The following is a 7,220-nucleotide window of genomic DNA, read 5'->3' as shown; positions in this document are numbered from 1 at the left end:
AGCGCTTCATCTAAGCCCCCGGAGATTAACCTCCGAGAATCATAGCCTAAATCGACGTTTTCACACAGCCTCCACCCCGCCCTGAACCTAGTGACGTCCGCTATCTGGACCTAGGCCGCCGCGGTCACCGGATGCGCACGTTGCGGAAGGGGCCCAAGGGCAAGGGGGAAGAACCCGGACTAGCCGGTGAGAGAAATATCGCGCAATAGACTCAACTTTAGTTTGCAAAATTAGACAACTTATGGCGCCATTTTCTTCGGGCACTTCCGCCCATTGAGGATCATGCATGAAGCGCTTGTTTCAAGTCTCGCTGATAGCCGCTCTGGCCCTTTCCTCGATCCCGATGAGTTCAAACGCAGGTCCGCGCTTCTACCGGGAGACGATCTACTATAACTATGAGTACTTTCACACGCCGGGTCATGGTCTCCAACCTGGAGAAAGAGTAGAGGTGGGTTGGGTCCGCTACTATTGCGACGGGACTATACGGTCGTTCGGGCAGGAGACCGGCGAATTCGAAGACTTCGAATTCGGCACCTGCGACTGAGTTTGTCCGGAGGCCCGTCGACGTTGACGGGCCTTCATTGTCCGGCGGGTCAGGCTTTTGCTAGCGGCGTACGGGTCGAGACGCCGCCAATGGCTCACGCCTGCGGGAATGGGCGGCCGTCAGCCCCTGCATTTAAGATGGCCACAACACGGGACGAAGGGATGCCCGTGTTCGCACCAAGTTCTTTAGCGGCAGTCGCTGTCACGTCGGACCATCGGCTACCCGCTGCGTCGCGGCCGTTCCTGGCCAGAGTGGACAGCGCGTCCCAGGCTTCATGCTGAAGTATCATGGTCGTGCCTGACCCGGATTCTCTTTTGGTCACCGAATGGCGCAGCAGCGCGGTGCGAAGCGCGCTAGAGAGCGCAATCATGAGCATGAACTGTTCCATGCGAATACGCTAAGCTCTACTCAGTAGCGCAATAAGTCTTGCGCGCCGTCATAGGCTTTCTGCTGGGTCCTCTTTCGGTAATCCGCATTGTCCGACTAGGGGCGGAAGCCGTCACCGGTGCCAGTCCAGAATGCCGACCTCCCTCGGGCCAGTGTCAGCACCTCCGCCGATGACCGTTCACGACCCCGTACAGACGATCATAAGGTCCGCTTCCGGCAGTCGGCCGCCCCGCCGATTCCGCTTAGACCTTCCGGGCGATCACCGCGATGGACAGGCCAAACGGCAGGCCGCCGCCGATCGTCAGCGGGGCCTCCAGCGAGAACACGCCGGCCAGGGCCTTGTTCAGCCAGGACGGCGGCATCGCGTCGTCGGCGCTGTCGTTCTTCAGCAGCTTCTTGGCGGTGCGCTGCACGGCCGCCAGCGGGAACAGCAGGCTGTTGAAATAGGTCGCGGTCTCGACCTTCAGGCCCGCGTCCTCGAACAGGGCGCGGTAGCGCGGCAGCAGGTAGCGGCGCTTGTGGTGGTGCAGTACGTCGTGGTGGCTCCACATCCACTGATAGGCCGGCACCGTGGTCAGGATCGCGCCGCCGGGCTTGACCAGCCTGGCCAGGGCCCTCACCGAGCCGGCGTCGTCATCGACGTGCTCGACCACGTCGAAGGCGCAGACCAGGTCGAAGGTTTCGGGCGCGTAGGGCAGGCCGTCCGGCAGCAGGCCGGTGTCGATCGCCAGGCCGAGGCGCTCGGAGGCGTAGGCGCGCGACTCGTCGTCGGGCTCCAGGGCCTTCACGTCGCCGAACTCGCGCAGCAGCGGGACGTTGCCGCCCGCGCCGCAGCCGACCTCCAGGATGCGCGCGCCGGCCGGCGGGGCCAGGCGCCGCAGCAGGCCGCGCAGGATCTTGCGGCGTCCGACAAACCACCAGTGGTCGGTCTCCAGCTCGCGGATGCGGTCGTAGATCAGGCGGTCCATGCGGCGTCCCGGTCGGCGGTGGGTTGGTGGGCGAAGACCCAGAAATGGCTCAGCAGGAAGAGCGCGGCGGTATAGCTTGCCACGGCCGCGCCCTGGGCGGCGACATCGAACAGGGCGCCATGCGGCAATACCATCCGGGCCAGGGTCAGCACGCCCTGGTTCAGGGCGAAGGCCACGGCCACGGCCACGCCGTAGCGCAGCGGCGCCGAACGCGCGGCGCGGCGGGCCTTGAATACGAAGAGCTTGCTCAGGGCGAAGCTGACGCAGACCCCGACCGCGTAGCCGACGGCGTTGGCGATGTGCGGGTCGACGCGCAGCCCGACGTCCAGCGCCAGGATGATGGAGAGGCCGACCAGGGTGTTGGCCACGCCGGCCACGCCATAGCGAAGGGCCGAGACCAGGAACTCGCGCCGGGCCGGGGTCAGCAGGGCGCTCACGTCTCGGGGTTCCGCGCGTCGAAGCCGTAGCGGTCCATGATCACGTACAGCGGCCGGCCCTTCACTTCCTGATAGATGCGGGCGACGTACTCGCCCAGCGAGCCGATGGCCAGCATCTGGATGGCGAAGCCCGACAGGATCACCACCATCAGCGACGGATAGCCGGGGACCTTGTTGCCTTCCAGCAGGGTGCGCAGCACCAGGAACACGGCCGCCGAGGCCGCCAGCAGGCCGGCGATCAGGCCGACATAGCTCCAGATCCGGATCGGGGCGGTGCTGAACGAGGTGATGCCGTCGAGGGCGAAGTTCCAGAGCTTCCAGTAGCGGAACGAGCTGGTCCCGGCCGCGCGCTCGGGGCGGGCATAGGGGATCGGCGTCTGCTTGAAGCCGACCCAGGCGAACAGGCCCTTCATGAAGCGGTTGCGTTCGGGCAACTGGCGCAGCACGTCGACGACCCGCCTGTCCATCAGCCGGTAGTCGCCGGCGTTGTAGGGCAGGTCGACGTCCGACATCCGGTTGAAGGCCTTGTAGAAGCCCTGGGCCGTCAGGCGCTTGACGAAGGTGTCGCTGCTGCGGTCGACCCGCACGCCATAGGCCACGTCGGCCCCGGCCTCCCAGGCCTCGATGAACTGGCCGATCAGCTCCGGCGGGTCCTGCAGGTCGCAGTCGATCGGCACCACCATGTCGCCACACGCGGCGTCCAGGCCGGCCGACAGGGCGACCTCCTTGCCGAAGTTGCGGGCCAGGTTGATGACCTTGATGCGCGGATCCCGCTGATGGTGCTTCAGCAGCACCGCCAGGGTGTGGTCGCGGCTGCCGTCGTTGACGCAGACGATCTCGTAGTCGACCCCCAGCCTGGCCAGCTCGGCGTCGATGCGGTCGAAGAACAGGTCCAGGACCTCCTGCTCGTTAAAGCAGGGCGCGACGATCGACAGCGTCTTGCCGACGCGCGAGCGCGTGGCGACGGGCGCGGGCTGAAGCGCGGCTTGAGGCGCGGCTTGGGGCGCGACAGGGGGCGCGGCGATGACGGACGCGGACGACTGAACCATGAGGGAGGGTTTAGCGGGGTTACGCGCGGAGGGGGAGGGGAAAGCGCCGCCGGCGCGCCGGATGGGGCGTCGCCGACGGCCATTTCGTCAGGAAGCTTCGGCTTCCGTCTCGGTCTCGTCGGTCCCGTCGCGGAACTCGTCCGCCGTCAGGAAGGCGATGCCTTCCTCGTCCAGCACCCACGCGCCCAGGAACGCGGCGTGGCTGGGATCGACCTCTTCGTCGATCAGGTCGCCCTCATAGAGGCCGACATGGCTGTAGTCGAAGTCCAGCGACAGCTGGTTGGCCATGCTGAGCATCTCGTCGGCCATGCGGCGCGAATAGCCCAGGGCTTCGATGTCGCTGCCGAACTCATCGGCCAGCGAGCTGACCTCCGCCGCATCGCTGCCTTGGGTCGCACTGGTCGTGACGATGGTGAAAGCGGGCATGGCAAGGGTCTCTCTTTAGTCTGGAATCACCACCCCTAACCCGTTCGGCCCGGGGAAGGGTCCAAATTCTGAGAGAACATCGTGCGGCGACGCGGCTGGTTCAGCGATCGGCCCCGCCGCGGACGTCCTTCTTGGTGGCGCGATAGACCTTCTGCAGCCCGCCTTGCCGGCGGCGTTCGGCGTCCCGGGCCAGGCGCTCGGTCTTCTGCTCCATGGCGGCCAGCTCCAGCCCCAGCTTCTGGAAGTGCGCCCAGCGGTCGGGATCCAGCGTCCCGCTCTCGATCGCCGCGCGCACCGCGCAGCCGGGTTCGTTGGCGTGAGTGCAGTCGCTGAACTTGCAGTTCTGGGTCAGCTGCTCGATGTCGTCGAACACCACGCTGACGCCTTGCTCGGCGTCGACCAGGCCGATCTCGCGCACGCCGGGGGTGTCGACGATCAGCCCGCCGCCGGGCAGCAAAACGAGCTCGCGGTGGCTGGTGGTGTGGCGGCCCTTGTCGTCGCCTTCGCGGACGTCCTGGGTCGCCATGCGTTGCTCGCCCAGCAGCACATTGACCAGGGTGGACTTGCCGACCCCGGACGAGCCGATCAGCACGCAGGTCTCGCCCGGCGCCAGATGGGCCAGCAGGGCGTCCAGGCCGACGCCCTGCCGCGCCGAGATGCTGACCACCGGGCAGCCGGCGGCCAGGGCCTCGATCTCGGCGGTCTGGGCTCCGGTGTCGGCGACGAGGTCCGACTTGGTCAGCACGATCACCGGCCGCGCGCCGCTCTGCCAGGCCGCGGCCAGGTAGCGCTCGATCCGGCGCGGATTGAGGTCGCCGTTCATCGAGGTGACGATGAAGGCCAGGTCGACATTGGCGGCGATGACCTGCGGCGACTGCAGGCTGTCGGCGGCCCGGCGGATGAAGGCGGTGCGCCGCGGCAGCAGGGCGTGGATGGTGGCGGTGCGCTCGGCGGCGTTGACCGACATCGCCACCCAGTCGCCGACGGCGGGATGGCCGATCTCGCGGGCCTCGTGGCGCAGACGGCCGGACAGCTTGGCGCGCAGCTCGCCCCGGTCGGCGGTCACCAGATAGCCGTCGCGCCGCTGGACGACGACGCGCCCGGGAACGTAGCCGGCGCGGGCGTGCGGCTTGAAGTCCCGCGCCAGCGCGTCGGACCATCCGTATTGCGTGATCAAGTCGAGGCTTTCAAACGCCAGGGCTCCTTGAGGCGGTTCTGGGGTGCGGGTTGTGGCGGGCCATTCTAGAGGCCCCGGCGGGTAACGGCCAGCCGTCCCGGCGATAGGCCCGCGGTAGCGATATGCCGCGAAAAGCGGCATAGGGTTCTCCATGGCGAAAGACATGACCTACGCGCGCTATCTGGCGCTGGACGAACTGCTCGCGGCCCAGAAGCCGCAGAGCGACCGGCACGACGAACTGCTGTTCATCGTCATCCACCAGACCAAGGAGCTGTGGCTCAAGGAGATCATCCACGAGGTCGAGCTGGCCAAGCGGCTGATCGCGGCCCACGACGTCGAGCCGGCCTACAAGGCCCTGGCGCGGGTGTCGCGAATCCAGACGGTGATGACCCTGTCGTGGGACGTGCTGGCGACCATGACGCCGGCCGACTATCTGAGTTTCCGGGGCGACCTGGGCTCGTCCTCCGGCTTCCAGTCGCATCAGTTCCGGACCCTGGAATACCTGCTGGGCCTGAAGGACCAGAGCTTCCTGAAGTTCCACGAGGAGGGCTCCTCGGCCCTGGGCCAGCTGCAGGCGGCGCTCGACGCGCCCAGCCTCTACGACGTGGCCATCGCGCAACTTCCTCGGCACGGCTTGGCCGTGCCGGACAATGCATTGAACCGCGACTTCAGCCAGACCTACGCGCCCTCGCCCGAGGTGGAGGCCGCCTGGCTGGAGGTCTATCGCGACCCGCAGCGCTATTGGGAGCTGTACCAGCTGGCCGAGAAGCTGGTCGACCTGGACGACGCCCTGGTCACCTGGCGGCACAAGCACGTGCTGACCGTCGAGCGGATCATCGGCGGCCGGCCGGGCACGGGCGGCACCGACGGGGTCGGCTATCTCGCCAGCACCCTGCGCCGCCGGGCCTTCCCCGAACTGTGGTCCCTGAGAACGAAACTATGAGGGAGGACCAGGCTCCGATGACCGCGCGCAAGGACCTGTTTTCCAAGGCCCTGTCCGTGCCGGGCCGCCTGCACATGGCCGCCCACAGCCATCACCTGTGGCCCGACGCCACCCTGGCCGGCCAGGTCGAGGCCTGGGAGGACGCGGTCGTCCTGGCCGACCACAAGTGGGACAAGGCGCTGGGCCAGGTTTATCCGGCCGCCCAGGGCCTGGTCGCCCGCGAGCTGAACCTGCCTCTCTCTTCGCAGGGGGCGGCCGACAGCGTGGTCTTCGCGCCCAACACCCACGCCCTGCTGGCGGCGCTGGTGTCGGCGATCGAGCGCCCGTCGACCGACCAGCCCATCCGCGTCCTGTCCACCGACGGCGAGTTCCACTCGTTCCGCCGCCAGGCCCAGCGCTGGGTCGAGGCCGGCCTGATCGAGCTGACCCTGGTCGAGACCGACCGCCCCGACTTCGCCGAGCGGTTCCTGTCCGCCGCCCGGACCGGGACCTACGACCTGATCTTCGTCAGCCACGTGTTCTTCAAGACCGGCTTCGTGTTCGAGCGCGTCTGGGAGCTGGCCGAGCTGGCCCGGCCCGAGGGGCCGTGGGTGGTGGTCGACGGCTATCACGGCTTCCGCGCCGTCCCGACCGACCTGTCGGCCGTCGCGGACCGGATCTTCTACGTCGCCGGCGGCTACAAATACGCCATGGCCGGGGAGGGCGCGGCCTTCCTGCACGCGCCGGAGGGCTATGGCCCGCGCCCGGTGCTGACCGGCTGGTACGCCGAGTTCGGCGACCTGGAGGGCCCGCCCGGCGGGGTCGGCTATGTCCGCGACGCCGGCCGCTTCCTGGGCGCGACCTTCGATCCGTCGGGGCTGTACCGCTTCGTGGCGGCGGGCCGGATGCTGGAGGCCGAAGGCCTGAGCACGGCGGCGATCGCGGCCCATGTCGGGCGCCTGCAACGGCTGTTGCTGGACAGGATCGCCGACGGCGAGGCCGGGCCGCTGAAGGACGCCGTCGTGCTGAACCCGCCAGGCGAGGGTCCGCAGGCGCGGTTCCTGGCCCTGCGGCACGAAAAAGCCAGCGCCTGGAAACAGGCGCTGGCCGAAAAGGGCGTGGTGACCGACGTCCGCGACGACGTGCTGCGGGTGGGACTGTCGATCTATCACGACGACGGCGACGTGGCGGCGTTCTGCGGGGCGTGCCGGGGGTTGACCTAAACGCAAAAAAGCTTGTCATCCCGGCCGCAGCGAAGCGGAGAGCCGGGACCGCCAGGGACGCTGAGCCTCCGGCGGTCCCGGCTCGGC

At 67.9% G+C, this 7,220-nt stretch carries 8 protein-coding genes; 2 read left to right on the top strand and 6 right to left on the bottom strand.

Annotated features, from left to right (window positions below):
* Positions 1-638: 638 nt before the first annotated feature.
* From AC1RJ9_RS20600 to rsgA, 6 genes are all read right to left on the bottom strand, one after another.
* Positions 639-932 carry a hypothetical protein gene (locus tag AC1RJ9_RS20600; RefSeq protein WP_492839820.1) on the bottom strand — a complete coding sequence of 98 codons (294 nt, stop codon included), beginning with the start codon at positions 930-932 and terminating at the stop codon, positions 639-641.
* A 241-nt stretch (positions 933-1,173) separates the two neighbouring features.
* Positions 1,174-1,899: a class I SAM-dependent methyltransferase gene (locus tag AC1RJ9_RS20595; RefSeq protein ID WP_492839819.1), complete on the bottom strand. Its 726-nt coding sequence runs from the start codon at positions 1,897-1,899 to the stop codon at positions 1,174-1,176.
* Positions 1,887-2,336: a GtrA family protein gene (locus tag AC1RJ9_RS20590; protein ID WP_492839818.1), complete on the bottom strand. Its 450-nt coding sequence runs from the start codon at positions 2,334-2,336 to the stop codon at positions 1,887-1,889. The genes AC1RJ9_RS20595 and AC1RJ9_RS20590 overlap by 13 nt, the downstream gene beginning before the upstream one ends.
* Positions 2,333-3,385, bottom strand: a complete 1,053-nt coding sequence (locus AC1RJ9_RS20585) for a glycosyltransferase family 2 protein (RefSeq protein WP_492839817.1) — start codon at positions 3,383-3,385, stop codon at positions 2,333-2,335. Before AC1RJ9_RS20585 ends, AC1RJ9_RS20590 begins: the two co-directional genes overlap by 4 nt.
* Positions 3,386-3,472: 87 nt before the next feature.
* The gene (locus tag AC1RJ9_RS20580; protein WP_492839816.1) at positions 3,473-3,811 is read right to left on the bottom strand and encodes a hypothetical protein; all 339 of its coding nucleotides are present in this window, start codon (positions 3,809-3,811) and stop codon (positions 3,473-3,475) included.
* 100 nt (positions 3,812-3,911) lie between these two features.
* The gene (rsgA, locus tag AC1RJ9_RS20575; RefSeq protein WP_492839815.1) at positions 3,912-4,988 is read right to left on the bottom strand and encodes a ribosome small subunit-dependent GTPase A; all 1,077 of its coding nucleotides are present in this window, start codon (positions 4,986-4,988) and stop codon (positions 3,912-3,914) included.
* Between the two features lie 151 nt (positions 4,989-5,139).
* Between rsgA and AC1RJ9_RS20570 the strand changes: the two genes are divergently transcribed.
* On the top strand, positions 5,140-5,931 hold the full coding sequence (locus AC1RJ9_RS20570) for a tryptophan 2,3-dioxygenase (RefSeq protein ID WP_492839814.1): 792 nt from the start codon (positions 5,140-5,142) through the stop codon (positions 5,929-5,931).
* The gene (locus AC1RJ9_RS20565; RefSeq protein WP_492839813.1) at positions 5,928-7,133 is read left to right on the top strand and encodes an aminotransferase class V-fold PLP-dependent enzyme; all 1,206 of its coding nucleotides are present in this window, start codon (positions 5,928-5,930) and stop codon (positions 7,131-7,133) included. The genes AC1RJ9_RS20570 and AC1RJ9_RS20565 overlap by 4 nt, the downstream gene beginning before the upstream one ends.
* The last annotated feature ends 87 nt before the right edge of the window (positions 7,134-7,220 follow it).

This window comes from Caulobacter sp. GW822-FHT07D08 (assembly GCF_058798735.1).
This window is presented reverse-complemented; position numbering and strand designations above follow the sequence as displayed.